This is a genomic window from Microbacterium sp. NPDC055988 (assembly GCF_042269505.1).
Lineage (GTDB): Bacteria > Actinomycetota > Actinomycetes > Actinomycetales > Microbacteriaceae > Microbacterium.
The window spans coordinates 3480158-3495546 of record NZ_JBHJXY010000001.1 but is presented as its reverse complement, the minus strand read 5'-3'; the positions used below and the strand labels follow the sequence as shown (position 1 = coordinate 3495546).

11 protein-coding genes are annotated in these 15389 nt (G+C 68.0%); 7 read left to right on the top strand and 4 right to left on the bottom strand.

The window, feature by feature from the left end; genetic code table 11:
* The first annotated feature begins 26 nt into the window (after positions 1–26).
* The 3 genes from ACFC14_RS16780 (at position 27) to def (ending at position 5795) form a co-directional block, all read left to right on the top strand.
* Positions 27–3434, top strand: a complete 3408-nt coding sequence (locus tag ACFC14_RS16780) for a pyruvate carboxylase (protein WP_376106864.1) — start codon at positions 27–29, stop codon at positions 3432–3434.
* A gap of 67 nt (positions 3435–3501) precedes the next feature.
* Positions 3502–5304, top strand: coding sequence for a MinD/ParA family protein (locus ACFC14_RS16775; protein WP_376106862.1), 1803 nt, complete (start codon positions 3502–3504; stop codon positions 5302–5304).
* Positions 5304–5795 carry a peptide deformylase gene (def, locus tag ACFC14_RS16770; protein ID WP_376106860.1) on the top strand — a complete coding sequence of 164 codons (492 nt, stop codon included), beginning with the start codon at positions 5304–5306 and terminating at the stop codon, positions 5793–5795. Before ACFC14_RS16775 ends, def begins: the two co-directional genes overlap by 1 nt.
* A 61-nt stretch (positions 5796–5856) precedes the next feature.
* Here def and ACFC14_RS16765 read toward each other — a convergent pair whose 3' ends face one another.
* Complete coding sequence (locus ACFC14_RS16765) at positions 5857–7689, bottom strand: AMP-dependent synthetase/ligase (RefSeq protein ID WP_376106858.1); 1833 nt, start codon at positions 7687–7689, stop codon at positions 5857–5859.
* A 150-nt stretch (positions 7690–7839) separates the two neighbouring features.
* On the opposite strand from ACFC14_RS16765, the gene ACFC14_RS16760 reads away from it, so the two are divergent.
* Together ACFC14_RS16760 and ACFC14_RS16755 are read left to right on the top strand one after the other, a co-directional pair.
* Entirely contained in the window at positions 7840–8529 is a 690-nt protein-coding gene (locus ACFC14_RS16760; RefSeq protein ID WP_136042189.1) for a 1-acyl-sn-glycerol-3-phosphate acyltransferase, read from the top strand.
* A gap of 48 nt (positions 8530–8577) precedes the next feature.
* A complete protein-coding gene (locus ACFC14_RS16755; protein WP_136042188.1) occupies positions 8578–9918 on the top strand; it encodes a class II 3-deoxy-7-phosphoheptulonate synthase in 1341 nt (446 codons plus the stop codon).
* 59 nt (positions 9919–9977) lie between these two features.
* On the opposite strand, the gene pknB is transcribed toward ACFC14_RS16755, so the two are convergent.
* Together pknB and ACFC14_RS16745 are read right to left on the bottom strand one after the other, a co-directional pair.
* Positions 9978–11933, bottom strand: coding sequence for a Stk1 family PASTA domain-containing Ser/Thr kinase (pknB, locus tag ACFC14_RS16750; RefSeq protein ID WP_376106856.1), 1956 nt, complete (start codon positions 11931–11933; stop codon positions 9978–9980).
* 77 nt (positions 11934–12010) lie between these two features.
* Positions 12011–13198 carry a LysM peptidoglycan-binding domain-containing protein gene (locus ACFC14_RS16745; protein WP_376106854.1) on the bottom strand — a complete coding sequence of 396 codons (1188 nt, stop codon included), beginning with the start codon at positions 13196–13198 and terminating at the stop codon, positions 12011–12013.
* A 130-nt stretch (positions 13199–13328) separates the two neighbouring features.
* On the opposite strand from ACFC14_RS16745, the gene ACFC14_RS16740 reads away from it, so the two are divergent.
* The gene (locus tag ACFC14_RS16740; RefSeq protein WP_376106851.1) at positions 13329–13688 is read left to right on the top strand and encodes an Rv2175c family DNA-binding protein; all 360 of its coding nucleotides are present in this window, start codon (positions 13329–13331) and stop codon (positions 13686–13688) included.
* A 12-nt stretch (positions 13689–13700) separates the two neighbouring features.
* Here ACFC14_RS16740 and ACFC14_RS16735 read toward each other — a convergent pair whose 3' ends face one another.
* A complete protein-coding gene (locus tag ACFC14_RS16735; RefSeq protein WP_376106849.1) occupies positions 13701–14789 on the bottom strand; it encodes a polyprenyl synthetase family protein in 1089 nt (362 codons plus the stop codon).
* A gap of 97 nt (positions 14790–14886) precedes the next feature.
* Between ACFC14_RS16735 and ACFC14_RS16730 the strand changes: the two genes are divergently transcribed.
* Positions 14887–15261: a DUF3040 domain-containing protein gene (locus tag ACFC14_RS16730; protein WP_376106848.1), complete on the top strand. Its 375-nt coding sequence runs from the start codon at positions 14887–14889 to the stop codon at positions 15259–15261.
* Positions 15262–15389 lie beyond the last annotated feature (128 nt).

Genomic DNA, 15389 nt, shown 5'->3' with positions numbered 1-15389 from the left:
TGCGCATCGAGCTTTCAGAGGTGTGCATGTTCCAGAAGATCCTTGTGGCGAATCGCGGCGAGATCGCGATCCGCGCATTCCGTGCGGCAGTCGAAGTGGGGGCGCGCACCGTCGCGGTCTTCCCGCATGAGGACCGCGGCTCAGTGCACCGGCTCAAGGCCGATGAGGCCTACGAGATCGGTGAACGCGGACATCCCGTCCGCGCGTACCTGAACGTCGATGAGATCATCCGTGTCGCTCTCGAGTCGGGCGCGGATGCGATCTACCCCGGATACGGGTTCCTCTCGGAGAACCCTGAGCTGGCCGAGAAGGCCGCAGCCAACGGCATCGTCTTCATCGGGCCTCCCTCCAACGTGTTGGAGATGGCGGGGAACAAGGTCGAGGCCAAGCGCCACGCGATCGAAGCCGGTGTGCCGGTCCTCCGCTCCACCGAGGCCTCCGATGACGTCGACGCTCTCGTCGCCCAGGCCGAGGACATCGGATTCCCGCTGTTCGCCAAGGCGGTCGCGGGTGGTGGCGGGCGCGGCATGCGCCGGGTCGAGTCGTTCGGCGATCTCGCTCCCGCGCTGGCCGAGGCCATGCGCGAGGCGGCCAGCGCCTTCGGAGATGCCCGGATGTTCCTCGAGCAGGCGGTCGTGCGCCCGCGGCACATCGAGGTGCAGATCCTCGCGGACAAGACCGGCGAGACCGTGCACCTGTTCGAGCGCGACTGTTCGGTGCAACGGCGCCACCAGAAGGTCGTGGAGATCGCTCCGGCCCCGAACCTCGACGACAGCGTCCGCACCGCACTGCACGGGTACGCGGTCGCGTTCGCACGGTCCATCGGCTACGAGAACGCCGGCACGGTCGAGTTCCTGCTCGAGACGGCGGGGGAGCGCACGGGTGAGGTCGTCTTCATCGAGATGAACCCGCGCATCCAGGTGGAGCACACGGTCACCGAGGAGGTCACGGACGTCGACCTCGTGCAGAGTCAGATGCGGATCGCATCCGGTCAGACCCTCGCGGAGCTCGGCCTGCACCAGGAGAACCTGCATCTGCGGGGCGCGGCGCTGCAGTGCCGGATCACGACCGAGGACCCGACGCAGGGCTTCCGCCCCGACACAGGGAAGATCACGACGTACCGCTCGCCCGGCGGCGCGGGCATCCGTCTCGACGGCGGAACCGTCCACCAGGGCGCGCAGATCAGCCCGCACTTCGACTCCATGCTGGCGAAGCTGACCTGCCGTGGTCGCGACTTCCCCGCAGCCGTCGCCCGAGCCCGTCGCGCACTGGCGGAGTTCCGCATCCGCGGCGTCTCCACCAACATCCCCTTCCTGCAGGCACTGCTGGAGGATGACGCGTTCATCGCGGGCGATGTGAGCACCTCGTTCATCGATGAGCGTCCCGAGCTTCTGCGCGGCCGGGTCTCGAAGGACCGCGGGACGAAGTACCTGAACTGGCTGGTCGACGTCACCGTCAACAAGCCGCACGGCGCCCACCCCGGCGTCATCGACCCGGCGTCCAAACTGCCGGCGGTCGATCTGACCGCCGCCCCGCCGGCAGGCTCCCGCCAGCGGCTCCTCGAGTTGGGGCCGGAGGGCTTCGCCCGCAGCCTCCGCGAGCAGACCGCACTGGCCATCACCGACACCACGTTCCGCGATGCGCACCAGTCCCTCCTGGCGACCCGGGTGCGCACGAAGGATCTCGTCGCCGCCGCTCCGCACCTGGCGCGTCTGACCCCCGGCCTGCTGTCCGTCGAGGCTTGGGGCGGTGCGACCTACGACGTCGCCCTGCGGTTCCTCGGCGAGGACCCGTGGGAGCGCCTCGACAAGCTGCGTGCCGCGTTGCCGAACGTGGCGATCCAGATGCTCCTGCGTGGCCGCAACACGGTCGGCTACACGCCGTACCCGACCGCTGTCACCGAGGCGTTCGTCGCGGAGGCAGCTGCCAGCGGCGTCGACATCTTCCGCATCTTCGACGCGCTCAACGATGTGGAGCAGATGCGGCCGGCGATCGAGGCCGTCCGCAACACAGGCACTGCAGTCGCCGAGGTGGCGCTCTGCTACACCGGCGATCTGCTCGACCCCGCAGAAGACCTCTACACGCTCGACTACTACCTGAAGCTCGCCGACCAGATCGTCGAGGCGGGCGCGCACATCATCGCGATCAAGGACATGGCGGGTCTGCTGCGCCCGGCGGCCGCCGCGAAGCTCGTCGCGGCGCTGCGTGAGCGGTTCGACCTCCCGGTCCATCTGCACACGCACGACACCCCGGGCGGTCAGCTGGCCACCCTCCTCGCAGCCAGCGCCGTCGGCGTCGATGCGGTGGATGCGGCGTCGGCACCTCTGTCGGGCACCACGAGCCAGCCGTCGCTGTCCTCGCTCGTCGCTGCTCTTGCGCACACTGAGCGGGACAGCGGAATCTCGCTCGATGGCGTGTCCGATCTCGAGCCGTACTGGGAAGCGGTGCGTCGGACCTACGCTCCGTTCGAGTCCGGTTTGCCGGGACCGACCGGACGCGTCTACCACCACGAGATCCCCGGCGGTCAGCTCTCGAACCTGCGCCAGCAGGCGAAGGCGCTGGGCCTAGCCGACGACTTCGAGCTCATCGAGGACATGTACGCGGCCGCCGACCGGATCCTCGGCCGCGTGCCGAAGGTGACTCCCTCCTCGAAGGTGGTCGGCGACCTGGCCCTCCACCTCGCCGCGGTGAAGGCGGATCCCGCCGACTTCGAGGCCAACCCGGAGAAGTACGACGTGCCGGATTCGGTCGTCGGCTTCATGGCGGGTGAGCTCGGTGATCTTCCCGGCGGGTGGCCGGAGCCCTTCCGTACCAAGGTTCTCGCCGGACGCTCGGTGCGACTCGGCCTCACGGAGATCACGTCGGAGGACGAGGCGGCACTCGCCGGCACCGGCGCTGAGCGGCGGACACGCCTGAACACCCTGCTGTTCCCGGGACCGAGCGCGGAATTCGTGGAGCGTCGTGAGCTGTTCGGCGATCTCTCGGTGCTCGACACCAGCGACTACCTCTATGGGCTGGTCGCCGGGCAGGAGCACATGATCGAGATCGATCGCGGAGTGCAGCTCTACGTCGGCATCGAAGCCATCGGTGAGGCGGACGACAAGGGCATGCGAACCGTGATGACGACGCTCAACGGCCAGCTTCGCCCCGTATTCGTGCGCGATCGCTCGATCGTCGTGGATGCACACGAGGTGGAGAAGGCAGACACCTCCGTTCCCGGTCAGGTCGCGGCTCCGTTCTCGGGCGTCGTGACTCTGAAGGCCGAGGTCGGGGCGACCGTCCGCGCCGGCGATCCCGTCGCTTCGATCGAGGCGATGAAGATGGAAGCGGCTATCACCGCACCTGTCGACGGCGTCATCGAACGCCATGCGATCGCCGAGACGCAGCAGGTGGACGCGGGAGATCTTTTGGTCGTGATCCGCCCCGCGCACTAATCTTGTGCGGGCGAGGCCTGCGCACTGTGTGCGCATCCCGAGGCCCGCGCAGGCTTGGAGCGAGATCGTGACACCGAAGAACACTGCTGACCCCGAGGAGAACCCGCTGGGGATGCTGGATGAGGCCGCATCGCTCGACACGGCCGGCATCGGCATCCTCGGCGGAACCGCGCAGGTCAGCGTGACGTTGCCCAAGGACGAGGACGACGACCTCACCGATGACGGGGTCATCGAGGGCGAGGTCGTCGGCGACCTCGTGATCGACCCACCCGTCGCCGCACAGCCCGAGGCGCACCCCGCATCCACGGCGAAGTTGTTGGCACCGGGGGAGTCCTCCCCGCAGAAGACCGCTGCTCCCGTGGAGCCCCCGACCGCTGCGAAGAAGCCGAAGAAGGAAAAGGCAGCGGGCGCGATCCCGGCCCCGAAGAAGGCCGCGACCGAAGATCTCGTGCGCTCGGCGCCGGTGGTCGAGGAGCCCGAGGTCGAGGTCGAGGAGCCCGAAATCCACGTCACCGAGCCGTCGGTCGTCCATGCCACCGCGATCGACGACGGCCCGGTGTCTTCGCCTCCGCTCGTCCATCCGCGTTCGGAGAACATCGTCGATGCCGTGGTCGTCGAAGAGCCCGACGCCACCGCGCACGTCGATACGCCGGACGACGTCGGCGATCGGTCCGAAGAGGCGGCTACCGCGGAGCGCTTCCTCGCCAGAGCGAAGGCCGACGTCGCATCCGCGCCCGCTGCATCGGTGCCTGCTGCGCCGAAGGCCGCTGCACCGACGTCCGCGCGAGCTTCCGTCCAGAAGGAGAACAGATCCGTGTCCACTCCCGATGAGAAGAACTCCGTCGCGTCCCAGCCCGTGCGCCCCGCGCCGCGAGTCGACGTCACGCTCACATCCAAGCGCCTGGACGATCTGGGTGATTCCTCGAGGGAATCGGCCGACCTCCTGACCGCGGACCGGCTGCTCGACCCCCACCGCCTCTCGAAGCCCGAACCGGAGGGCGCGTGGAGCCACTTCCTCTACGCCGTCTCGGGGCGGCGCATCAACATCGGAGATGGGCGTCGGGCACGTCAGCGCAAGGCGCTGTCGGCGAGGATCGCCGCTCCGCTCGCCGGAGGGGCGCGGTTCGTCCCCGTGCTGTCGCGCAAGGGCGGCGTCGGCAAGACGACGATCACCGCACTGCTCGGCATGGCCCTGGCCGACGCCCGTGAGGATCGGGTGATCGCCGTCGACGCCAACCCTGATCGGGGCACGCTCGCGGACCGCATCGTGCGCCCGAACCACAGCAAGTCGGTGCGTGACCTCGTTCGCATCCACGACGATGTCAGGGGATACCACGACATCTCGGCCATCGTCGCGAGGGATGCGACACGACTCGACGTGCTCGCCTCCGACTCCGATCCGCGCATCGCCGAAGCCTTCAGCGACTGCGACTATCGCGATGTCGCCGACGTCGCCGCGCACTATTACTCCCTGGTCCTGACGGACACCGGGACCGGCATCGTCCATTCGGTGATGTCGGCCACCCTCGATCTCGCGGATCAGATCGTCATCGTCTCGGGACTCAGCGTCGACGAGGCGCGCCTCGCATCCGAGACCCTCACCTGGCTCGAGACCAACGGCTACGCGGAGCAGGCGCGCGATGCGATCGTGGTCCTCAACCAGTCCACGCCGGGAACCCCGCTGGTGCGACTGAATGAACTGCAGGCCCACTTCGCCACACGAGCACGCAACGTCGTCCGGGTCCCGTATGACCCGCAGATTGCCGGCGGCGGGACGATCGTGTTCGCGAACCTGCTCCCGGAGACCCGGATCGCCGCCCGAGAGTTGGCGGCACTGCTGGTCGAGGGCCTGCGGGCGAAGGCCGCCTGATGTCGGTGCGTGAGATCCGTATCTTCGGCGACCCGGTTCTGCGCAGCGTCTGTGCACCCATCGACGAGATCGATGACGGTGTGCGGGCGCTCGTGGCCGACCTCGTCGACACCGTCGAGCTCCCCGGACGTGCCGGCGTCGCCGCGCCGCAGATCGGTGTCGCGCTCCGCGCCTTCAGCTACAACATCGACGGTGATATCGGATACGTGCTCAATCCCGTCCTCACCGAGGTGCGCGGCGAACCCCAGCCGACGGGGGAGGGATGCCTCTCGGTGCCCGGCCTCTGGCACGACGCCCAGCGCTACCCGTGGGCGCGCGTCGAAGGCATCGACCTCGACGGCGAACCGGTGGTGCTCGAGGGGGAGGGTCTGCTCGCCCAGGCGTTGCAGCACGAGACCGATCACCTCGACGGCAAGCTCTTCCTGACGCGCCTCGATCCGGAGACCCGCAAGGTGGCCATGCGAGAGGTGCGCGAGAGCGCCTGGTTCTGAATGCATGAAGAAGGGCCCCGCTTACACGGGGCCCTTCTTCATGCATGCGCGTGGCGGAGAGTCAGCCGCCGATCGCCACGTTGGTCGTGGCGACGGGCTCGTCGTAGATCGCGGCGATCTCGTCGGCGAAGTCGTTCATGATGATGTTGCGCTTGATCGAGAGCTTCGGCGTCAGGTGACCGGATGCCTCCGTCCACTCCGAGTCGAGGATCGTGAACTTCCGGATCGATTCGGCGCGCGAGACGTGGGCGTTCGCGATGTCCACCGCGCGCTGCACCTCGGTACGGACAGCGTCGCTCTTCGACGCATCCGCGAGAGACATCTTGGCGTCGAGGCCGTTGTTCGCGAGCCAGGTGGGCAGCATCTCGGGGTCGAGGGTGACGAGCGCCGAGATGAAAGGACGCTGGTCGCCCACCACGACGACCTGTCCGATGATCGGGTTGGCGCGGATCGGGTCCTCGAGAGCCGCGGGAGCGACGTTCTTGCCGCCGGCGGTGACGATGATCTCCTTCTTCCGGCCGGTGATCGTCAGGAAGCCCTCGGAGTCGAAGCTGCCGATGTCGCCGGTGTGGAACCACCCGCCCTCGCTGAAGGCCTCGGCTGTCGCCTCGGGGTTGTTCCAGTACTCCCTGAACACGTTGATGCCGCGGACCTCGATCTCGCCGTCGTCGGCGAGACGGACGCCGACGCCGGGGAGGGCAGGACCGACCGTCCCGATCTTCGACTTGTCCGCCAGGTTCACCGTCGCAGGTGCGGTCGTCTCGGTGAGGCCGTATCCCTCGAGGATGACCACGCCGAGGCTGTGGAAGAAGTGTCCGAGGCGCGAGCCCAGGGGAGCGGAACCCGAGACGGCGTATACGACGTTGCCGCCCATCGCCTCGCGGAGCTTGCTGTAGACGAGTTTGTTGAAGAGGGCGAACTTGAGCTTCATCCCGAAGGGGATCTTCTTGCCCGCTTCGAGCAGCTTCGAGTGCTCGATGGCGACGTCGGCGGCGGCGCGGAAGATCTTGCCCTTGCCTCCGGCCTCGGCCTTCTGCTCGGCGGAGTTGTAGACCTTCTCGAACACGCGTGGCACGGCGAGGAGGAAGGTCGGCTTGAACGACCCGAGAGCCGGCAGGAGCTGGCGCGTGTCGGGCTGATGCCCGGTGCGGACGCCGGCGTGGATGTCGAGAATCGAGATGAACCGCGCGAACACGTGCGCCGTCGTGATGAAGAGGAGCGTCGAGGCCCCCGGCGTCTGCACGACGGCGTCCAGCGCCTTGGCGGAGTTGCGGGACAGCTCGACGAAGTTGCTGTGCGTGAGGACGCAGCCCTTCGGCCGTCCTGTGGAGCCGGAGGTGTAGATGAGCGTCGCGATGTCGGAACCGACCGCGAGGGTGCGGCGTCGTTCGATCTCTTCATCGCTCACCGATGCGCCCTGAGCGGTCAGGGTGTCGATGGCCCCGAGGTGCAGCTGCCAGACCTCGCGGATCAGCGGCAGGTCTCCGCGGACCTCATCGACGCGGGCGAAGTGCTCCGGGGATTCCACGATCAGAGCGATCGCACCGGAGTCCTCGAGGATCCACTGGATCTGCGACGGCGAACTGGTCTCGTAGATCGGCACCATCACTGCGCCGGCATAGAAGAGCGCGAAGTCCACGAGCGTCCACTCGTACGTCGTGCGCGCGAGGAAGCCGATCTTCTCGCCGGGCTGGATGCCGGCCGCGGCGAAACCTTTCGCCAGCGCGACCACGGCGGTCTGGAAGTCGGCGGCCGAGATGTCGCGCCACCCGTCACCGTCGGGCACGGAGAAGAGCGCACGATCCGGAGTGGCTTCGACACGCTTCACCAGCAGGTCGGCGACGTTCGCGTCGGGATCGGCGGGGACGATCGCGGGGACTTCAAACTGGACCACGGCAGCTCCTTCGGTACCGGTCGGGCACGGGTGTCCTTCGAGTGTAGGGCATGGAATCCGGTCGCGCCCGAGGTGAGACTCAGTCGCTTCCAAGGTCGAGAACGCGAGAACTCCGGGGTGCGGCTCGCAGCGGCGCTAGACTTCACCTCGATGTTCTACTGGCTGATGAAGTACGTCGTTATCGGCCCCGTGGTCAAGGGTGTCTTCCGCCCCTGGATCGTGGGGCGGAACAACGTGCCCGCGAACGGTGCGGCGATCCTCGCGAGCAACCACCTCTCCTTCGCCGATTCCATCTTCCTGCCGCTGGTGATCGACCGCCCGATGTCCTTCCTGGCGAAGAGCGACTACTTCACCGGGCGCGGCCTCAAAGGGTGGGCGACGAAGTTCTTCATGAAGGCCACCGGTCAGATCCCTATCGACCGATCCGGCGGCAAGGCCTCCGAGGCGTCCCTCAACACGGGGCTGCAGGTCCTCGGCGGCGGCGACCTGCTCGGCATCTATCCCGAGGGCACGCGCAGTCCCGACGGCAAGCTGTACCGCGGCCGCACGGGCATCGCACGGATGGCGCTGGAGGCGAAGGTTCCGGTCGTACCCGTGATCATGGTCGACACCGATACGGCGATGCCGATCGGCAGGCGCCTGCCGCGCATCGTCCGCGTCGGCATCGTGATCGGGGAGCCCCTCGACTTCTCCCGGTACGCCGGTATGGAGAACGACCGCTACATCCTCCGATCCGTCACCGACGAGATCATGGTGGCCCTGCAGCGGCTCGGCGAACAGACCTACGAAGACGTCTACGCGTCGACGGTCAAGGACCGCCTCCCGACCCGCGTCACATAGCCCTCGGCGCGCGTCTGGGCGGTACGCGCGACCACTAGGCTGGAACGCATGCTCCCGCACCACATCGAAGCCCTTGATGCATGGCGCTCGCTTCCCATCAAGCAGCAGCCGCAGTGGCCTGACGCGGACCGCGTCGCCGACGTCTCCCGTCAGATCGCGGGTCTCCCGCCGCTGGTGTTCGCGGGTGAGGTCGACAACCTCCGCGACCGTCTCGCGCGTGCGGCCTCCGGCCAGGCCTTCCTGCTGCAGGGCGGAGACTGCGCCGAGACCTTCGCCGGGGCGACCGCCGAGCAGATCCGCAACCGCATCAAGACGGTGCTGCAGATGGCCGTGGTGCTGACGTACGGCGCCTCGATGCCGATCGTGAAGATGGGTCGCATGGCGGGCCAGTTCGCGAAGCCGCGCTCGAGCGACTCGGAGACCCGAGGAGACGTCACGTTGCCGGCCTACCGCGGTGACATCGTGAACGGCTACGACTTCACCGAGGGCTCCCGCACAGCCGACCCTGGTCGCCTGCTCCAGGGGTACCACACGGCCGCGTCCACGCTGAACCTGATCCGCGCGTTCACTCAGGGCGGTTTCGCCGACCTTCGCGAGGTGCACTCGTGGAACAAGGGCTTCGCGCAGAACCCGGCCAACCAGCGCTACGAGCGCATGGCCGCCGAGATCGACCGCGCGATCAAGTTCATGGAGGCGGCAGGCGCCGACTTCGACGAGCTCAAGCGCGTGGAGTTCTTCACCGGCCACGAGGGCCTGCTGATGGACTACGAGCGCCCGATGACGCGCATCGACTCCCGCACGGACACCCCGTACAACACCTCCGCGCACTTCCTCTGGATCGGCGAGCGCACGCGTGAGCTCGACGGCGCGCACGTCGACTACTTCTCCAAGATCCGCAACCCGATCGGCGTGAAGCTCGGTCCGACCACGTCGCCCGAGACCGCTCTGGCACTGATCGACAAGCTCGACCCCGAGCGCGAGCCGGGTCGACTCACCTTCATCACGCGGATGGGTGCGGGCAAGATCCGCGACGCTCTGCCGCCGCTGCTCGAGGCCGTCCGCGACTCCGGTGCGCAACCGCTGTGGGTCACCGACCCGATGCACGGCAACGGCATCACCACGCCGACCGGCTACAAGACGCGTCGCTTCGACGACGTGGTCGACGAGGTGCGCGGCTTCTTCGAGGCGCACCGCGCTGTGGGAACCTTCCCCGGCGGCATCCACGTCGAGCTCACCGGTGACGACGTGACCGAGTGCCTCGGCGGATCCGAGCAGATCGACGAGGCAGCCCTCGCGACGCGCTACGAGAGCCTGTGCGACCCCCGCCTGAACCACATGCAGTCGCTGGAGCTGGCGTTCCTCGTGGCGGAGGAGCTTGAGAAGCGCTGACGCTCGATGCGAAGAGGGGGCCGGAATCGTATTCCGGCCCCCTCTTCGTCTACCCGGCCTCAGCCGGAGAAGCTCATCGTGAGCGTGATGGTCGTCCCCTTGCGCTGGGCATCGGTCGGACTGTACGACTCGACCTTCGTGTTCTCGTTGGCGAAGAGGTCCCACACCGAGTCCGGGAGCCCCGTGCCGCTCGTGTACGACCACTTGAAGCCTGCCTCGTTCAGCGCACCCGTCGCCTCGTCGCGGGTCATTCCCGACACATCCGGCACGTCGAACAGCGGGGGACCCTGGGAGATGATGAGCTGCACGGTCTCGCCCGGGCGCCAGGCGCCTTCCGACGGCCGGTCGGCGATCCCGATGACCCGGTCCTTCCCGATGTTGTCGCTGGTCTGGTAGAGGCTCTCCGGATTGACCTTCAGCCCCTTGCCCGTGAGAGCGTCGGTCGCCTGGGCGACGCTCAGGTCGCTGACATCGGGAACAGGGCCTCGTGACACCTGGATCGTCGCGGTGTCGGTCTCGTGGACCGTGCAGCCCTCGGCGCAGCCGAACGCGTCTCCGCCGTCGCGCGGCGTGATGCGGACGTTGATGACCTTGCCGTCGTCGAGGTCGCCGAAGTACTCTTCGTCCTCCGTGAGTTCGAGGTTGGCGGCTTGCAGCGCCGAGCGGACGTCGTCCACTGCCACCCCGGCGACCGCATCGATGTCGTGAGACGCGGGACCGGATGACACGACGACCGTGACGGTGGTGCCCTTGTCGAGGCGTGCGCCTTCTTCGGGATCGGTCTCTATCACCGCTCCGGCCTCGACCTCGACGGACGACGCGTCCTTCTGCGTCGGAACGAACCCCGCGTCGACCAGGAGCGCTGCGGCCTCGTCGTAGGTCTTTCCCGCGACACCCGGCACGGCGATGAGCGAGCCGGGCCCGGACCCGAACCACCAGCCCACGCCGCCGGCGAGCACCGCCAGCAGCAGCACCAGTGTCAGCAGGAACGCCCCGCGGGCTCGCCGTTTCGATGCTCGTCGTCGAAGGAGCGTCGCGTTGTCGATCTCGGCGGGGACAGGAGCGGTCGGGTCTGCGATGACCATCGTCCCCGGCATCACCTTGGTGAGGTCGCCGGAGTCGCCATGGCTGTGCTGCGGAGCGGTCGCTCTCGCCGCTGTCGGGGTGACGCCGAGTTCGCGCTCGATCTCGCGCAGACGTTCGAGCATCTGCTGGGCGTCGTCCGGGCGCTCGTCGGGAGACTTCTCGGTGGCCCAGAGCACGAGTTCGTCGAGCTGTTCCGGCACGGCGGGGTTTCGCACGCTCGGACGCGGCACCGACTCGGTGGCGTGCTGGAACGCGATCTGCATGGGCTGCTCGCCCTTGTACGGCTGCTCGCCGACGAGCATCTCGTAGAGCATGATCCCGAGGGCGTAGATGTCGCTGCGGGCGTCGGCGGTCCCGCGGGTCACGAGCTCCGGGGCGAGGTAGGCGATGGTCCCGAGCAACTGCTGCCCGGTCGCCGTGTTCGCCGTGGTCGCTCTGGCGAGACCGAAGTCGCCGATCTTGATACGGCCGTCCTCCGCGAGGAGCACGTTCTCCGGCTTGACGTCGCGATGCACGATGCCGGCGCGGTGTGCTGCCGAGAGACCGGCGAGGATCGCGTCCATGATCGTGATCGTCTGCGGGATGGTGAGGCGCTTCTGCTCGCGCAGGAGCTCGCGCAGTGTGATGCCGGGCAGATACTCCATCACGAGGTAGGCGAGTTCGCCGTCCTGCCCTTGATCGAACACGTTGACGACGTGCGGATCCGCCAGGCGGGCGGCGGCTCGGGCCTCCTGGATGAAGCGGCTCTGGAAAGCCGAGTCGTCGCTGAGATGCGCGTGCATGACCTTGAGCGCGATCCGCCGTTCGAGGCGGAGGTCAGTGGCGACGTAGACCGTGGCCATCCCTCCGCGCGCGATCCGGGCACGCACGCGGTACCGACCGTCGACAAGCCGCCCGATGAGGGGGTCGGCCTGCTGATTGGTCGTCACGTCAGAATTCTATTGAGAACTGCCTGAAAGACAGGGGAGCGGCTCACCTCTCGACCCTGCGGATTTTATGGAAGTGGTCAGCCGTGGAGGGCGAGCCAGCTGTAGGCCTGCGTCTCCCACTGGCCGTACTTGTCCGGATAGGCCGAGATCTGCACGGCCTGCGCGGCGGAGGTGAAAGGCATGCTCTCCCATCCGGCGACGTCGAGCAGGCCGCGCGTGACATGTCCGTTGGGGTCGGTCCGACCGCCGTAGAAGACGCGGGTGCTGCGGTCGGCGTCCATGATCTGCGCCGGCGTTCCCCACCCGGTGCTCGGACGCTGCTGGAAGATGCCGAGGGAATCGCGGTCGCCCCAGTTGAGATTGCGGAGTCCTGATTCCACCATGCCGGTCGCGAGCGCGATGGCGATCGCCCGATCGGAGACCCCGAGTTCGCGGCCGACGCGGATGATGAGGGCCGCGTTCGCTGCCTGCTCGCCGTCGAGGGTCGCCGACCGCTGTCCGCCCGTGGTTGCTGCGGCTGTCGCCGGTGCGGGAGTCGGAGCCGCACGGACGGCGAGCTTCTGACCGGGATAGATGACCGAGGACGGCCCCAGACCGTTCAGGGTGAACACCGCCTGCGTCGTTGTTCCGTACTTCTGGGCGATGCCGAAGACGGTGTCGCCGGCGACGACCGTGTGGGCCGCGGCGGCTGCAGGCGTGGGCGCGGGCGCGGGCGCGGCGGCCGGTGCGGCGGCGGGCGCAGCGGATCCGGCGACCACCAGGCTCTGGCCGGGGTAGATCACCGATGCGCGTGTGAGCCCGTTCGCGGCCAGAACCGCGTCGACGGTGGTTCCGTACTTCTGCGCGATGGCGTACACCGTGTCGCCCGCGACCACCTTGTGTGCGGCGGAGGTCGGCGCGGGAGCAGCGGCAGGGGTGGCCGCGGGCGCCGCAGCGGCCGTCCGCAGCGTCAGCGTCTGGCCCGGGTAGATCACCGAGCGCCAGGAGAGATGGTTCCAGGTCAGCACATCGACGGTGCGGAGCCCGAATCTCGACGCGATGGATGAGACCGTGTCGCCCGGGCGCACGACATAGCTCGCCGGCACGGCCTGGGTGGGCACCACCCGCACGGGTGTGCTGCGCTGACGTTCGACCGGAGTGAGATCGATGGCCGCTGCGGCATCGGCCGGGGCCGCGGTGAGAGTGGCGGCGAGAGCGCCGAGAACGGCGGCAGGCACTCCGAGTTGCAGGTTTCGCGTTCGACGCGTGGCGGTCTTGGTTCTCAAGGCGGGCCCCCTTTTCGAGCACTTCACGCTGACACGGATGTAAACGGAAGTCAACAGAAGTGACGCAAGTGACAGATGTGACTGGAGGGGTGACATGCGATGCCCGTGCAGAGATGAGATAGTTGGCAACGTGTCTGAGAACGTTGCTGGAACCCCTGCCGCCGCTGACGTCGCGTGGCTGACGATGCCCGAGCTCGTCGAGGTGCTCGATGAGCCCCTCGGTCGTGTCCGCCGCCTGATCGACGACCACTATCTGGTCGGATCGCGTCGCAGCGGCGTCTTCGCGGTTCCGGCGGTGTTCATCGTCGACGGGCATCCGCTCAGCTCGCTGCGGGGGACGATCATCGTGCTCCAGGACGCCGGATTCACCGACGACGAGCTCATCGACTGGCTCCTCGCGGAGGAGGAGAGCCTCGGCCGATCACCGATCGATGCACTGCTGGCCGGCCACAAGAGCGCGGTCCGGCGACTCGCACGTACCCTGGCCTGAGGCGAGCCGACGTCAGGCTGAGCGCACGGTGGCGGCTCGCGCGAGTTCGCGCAGATCGCCGACGGCGGCGTTGTCGAGCTGTGCGCCGGATAGGGCCCGGTCTGCTTCGCGAGCGTATTCGGCGATCATCGCCTCCACCTTGTCCAGTGCACCGGAGTCGGCGATGGTGGCCTGCAGGAACGACACCTGCTGCGCCGTCAGGTCCGGGTCGCCGAGCATCTCGTCCAGGAGGTTCCTCGCCGATGCGTCCAGAGTCTGCCGGGTGAGTGCGACGAGAACGGTTCGCTTGCCTTCACGGAGATCATCCCCGGCGGGTTTCCCCGTGACGGAGGCATCGCCGAAGACGCCGAGCACGTCGTCGCGGAGCTGGAACGCCATGCCGACCGGGTGGCCGAAGCGACGCAGCGCCGCCGTCTGATCCGCTTGGGCGCCGGCGAGGGCGGCGCCCAGGACCAGCGGCTGCTCGATGCTGTACCGGGCGGATTTGAGCGACGCGACGCGCAACGCTCTCTCGGCATGGAGTCGACCGTCATTGACGCTCCAGGCCGACTCCTCGGCGATATCGAGGAACTGGCCGGTGGTCACATCTCGCCGCATCCGCGCGTACTCGGAGCGCACAGCCCGAGCGTGGGGCTGCGCGTCCAGCGCGGACTCGAGCAGGTCATCGCTCCACGCGACGAGGAGATCTCCGAGGAGGATCGCCGAGGCGCGCCCGAAGGCCTCGCCGTCTCCCGACCAGCCGGCGGACCGATGCGACGCCTCGAGCGCGCGATGGGCGGCCGGCCGGCCGCGGCGTGTATCCGAGTTGTCGATCAAGTCGTCGTGCACGAGGGCGGCCGACTGGAAGATCTCGAGTGCGGTGCAGACGTCCCACAGGGCGTCGGTCTCGCCCGCATCGCGGGCGTCGAAGCGGGCGACGGCGCGCCATCCGGCATGGCAGAACCTGGCGCGCAGGCGCTTTCCGCCTTCGAGCGTGCCGGCAGCGGCATCAAGGAACGAGGCGGCATCGGGCCCGTACTCCGAGGATTCCTCGCGCATCCGGGTGAGGAATCGGTCGAGGCGCGCGGCGACCGCACCGGGGACGGGGGAGGAATACGGCACGACTCCCAGCATACGTAAAGCATGGGGACCTCGAACTGCTAGCCCCGGAAGCCCGGGCGCGCGTAGAATGGAACGCACGATACCCGAGGGGGACGAAATGCCACTCTCCGAACAGGAGCAGCGTCTGCTCGACGAGATGGAACGCCATCTCCTTCACAACGATGCCGACGTCGTCAGCGCGCCGTCCGGCGACCGTGCACTGAGCTACCGAAATCTGGTCTACGGTGCTCTCCTTCTGCTCGCCGGAGTCGGCGGCCTCGTGGCCGGTGTCATCCTCGGCGGAGTGTGGGGCATCGTGGTCGGTGTGATCGGATTCGCGGCGATGCTCGCCGGCGTCATGATCGCCGTCATGCCCGTGCGCCGATCGACCCCCGCAGAGCCCCGTGAACGCACCACCTCGAAGCGTCAGGATTCCGCCTCGTTCATGGATCGGATGAACGACCGCTGGGATCGGCGCCAGGACGGTCACTGACCCCCCAGATCATTCACGACAGAAGCCCGGATGCTGAGCATCCGGGCTTCTGTCGTTAACGAGAACCCTCGCTGATCCTCCACCGGCGCTCCACCTTCCTCCACCGCGGAATTCCGCGGTTCTTTAGC